The organism is Mucilaginibacter sp. OK098, assembly GCF_900142915.1.
Lineage (GTDB): Bacteria > Bacteroidota > Bacteroidia > Sphingobacteriales > Sphingobacteriaceae > Mucilaginibacter.
This window is the reverse complement of the sequence record NZ_FRCM01000013.1, coordinates 85555-87038: the sequence shown is the minus strand read 5'-3', so window position 1 is coordinate 87038 and position 1484 is coordinate 85555. Positions and strand designations below refer to the sequence as shown.

General features: G+C 51.5%; 1 protein-coding gene. It reads right to left on the bottom strand.

Annotation, left to right across the window (positions count from 1 at the left end; genetic code table 11):
* Positions 1-1484, bottom strand: a 1484-nt coding sequence (locus BUE31_RS29530; protein WP_200802006.1) for a putative Ig domain-containing protein, incomplete at both ends; no start/stop codon positions are given.

The following is a 1484-nucleotide window of genomic DNA, read 5'->3' as shown; positions in this document are numbered from 1 at the left end:
ATAACCACAGGCGTGCCCGTGCCGCCCGGGATCTTTTTTACCACATTGTTGTTCTGGTCGCCAATATAAATATTACCGGCTGCATCCACCGCGATCCCCGCCGGAATGTTAAAGCCCGAACCAAGGGTCGTTGTGCTGCTGCTGTACGCCGGGGCCGCTGCCACACCACCGCTGATGGTTGGCGCAAGCGGCGCGATAGCCTTGCCCGCTACATAGGTTTGCGGGCTGGCATAACTGATGCTAACCGCATTAACTTTTATATTTACTGTTGCCGTATTGCTGCCTGTCCCATTATAAACCGTTACCGTATAATCAGTTGCAGGTTTGGAGGCGGTGGGTGTACCGCTAATAACACCTGTTGTATTATTAAAACTTAAACCTGCTGGTAAAGCTGGACTGATATAAAAGCCACCGATGGGTTTGATCTCTTTTACCGCATTGTTGCCGTAATCGGTCACAAATACATTATTGGCTGCATCTACCACCACGCCGAACAGGAAGCTGAAGCCCGAGCCGATCACAACCGGGGCGCCACCGCCAATAGGGATCTCCTTTACCTGCTTGTGGCCATAGTCTGTTACAAATACATTGCCCGAACCATCAACTGCAACACCAAACGGGGTGCTGAAACCCGAGCCGAGGGTAATTGGCGCGCCGCCGCCAACCGGAATCTCTTTGATCGCGCTGTTGCCAAAGTCGGCTACATATACATTGCCGTAGGCATCTACAGCTACGCCGGTAGGCGTGGTAAAGCCTGAACCAAGAGTGATCACCGCACCGCCGCCGACAGGGATCTCTTTGATCGCATTATTGCCGCGATCTGCCACGTATACGTTCCCTGCAGCATCCACCGCCACATTGAAGGGCTGAAGGAAACCTGAGCCTAAGGTAATTATCGGGCCGCCGCCAACCGGGATCTCCTTCACCAAATTGTTCCCGTCATCAGCCACATATACATTGCCTGCTGCATCTACTGCTACACCATCTGGTGTGTTGAACCCTGTGCCGATAACTACAGGCGTGCCCGTGCCGCCCGGGATCTTTTTTACCACATTGTTGTTCTGGTCGCCGATATAAATATTGCCTGCCGCATCCACCGCGATCCCTGCCGGGATGTTAAAGCCCGAACCCAAAGTCGTGGTGCTGCTGCTGTATGCCGGAGCTGCCGCCACACCACCGCTGATAGTTGGTGATAACGCCGCAATCGCCGTGCCTGTAACATAGGTTTTAGGGCTAACATAACTGATGCTAACCGCATTAACTTTAATATTTAACAGCGTTGAATTGCTTCCACTGCTTTTATAAACTGTTACCGTATAATCAGTTGCAGGTTTGGAGGCGGTGGGTGTACCGCTGATAACACCTGTTGTATTATTAAAACTTAAACCCGCTGGTAAAGCTGGACTGATATAAAAGCCGCCGATGGGTTTGATCTCTTTTACCGCATTATTGCCGTAGTCGGTCACAAATACATTGTTGGCTGC